1 protein-coding gene is annotated in these 521 nt (G+C 73.3%); it reads right to left on the bottom strand.

Annotated features, from left to right (window positions below):
• A partial coding sequence (locus tag MFF56_RS31935) for an outer membrane protein (RefSeq protein WP_373324260.1) occupies positions 1–521 on the bottom strand: 521 nt, incomplete at both ends.

The raw sequence follows: 521 nt of genomic DNA, 5'->3' as shown, positions 1-521 counted from the left end.
GAGCCGTAGGCGAAGCCGCCGGTGGCGTACACGAGGGTGCGGTCGAAGGCGTAGCCGAGGCGGCCGCGCACGGTGCCGAAGTAGTCGAGGCTCGAGAGGCCGTTCGGGTTGAACACGCCCACGCCCGGCAGCAGGCCGGCGCCGGCCAGGGCGAAGCGGTTCCGCTCGCGGCCGAAGTCGACGTACTGCGCGTCGGCCTCGACGCCGAACACCACGCCCGAGCCGGGGGTCAGCTGCCAGTTGTAGCCGATCTGGCCGCCGCCGACGAAGCCGTCGGTGTTGGAGCGGTTGTTGCTGAAGCCGAGGGCGGCGGAGGTGCCGGGGGCGACCAGGCCGCTGGCGCCGTTGACCACGACGACGGTGGGGGTCTGGCGGTCGTTACCGGTGCCGAAGCCGTAGCCGGCGTTGAAACCGGCGTAGAAGCCCGTCCAGGTGAAGACCGGCACCGGCGTGAAGACCGGCGGCGGAGCGGCGCGACGCGGAAGGTCGGCGGCCGAGGCGGCAGCGGTCAGGCCGGCGAG

It is taken from the genome of Methylobacterium hispanicum, from assembly GCF_022179285.1.
GTDB lineage: Bacteria > Pseudomonadota > Alphaproteobacteria > Rhizobiales > Beijerinckiaceae > Methylobacterium > Methylobacterium hispanicum.
The sequence above is the reverse complement of the archived record's forward strand: the minus strand, read 5'-3'. Positions and strand labels throughout refer to the sequence as shown.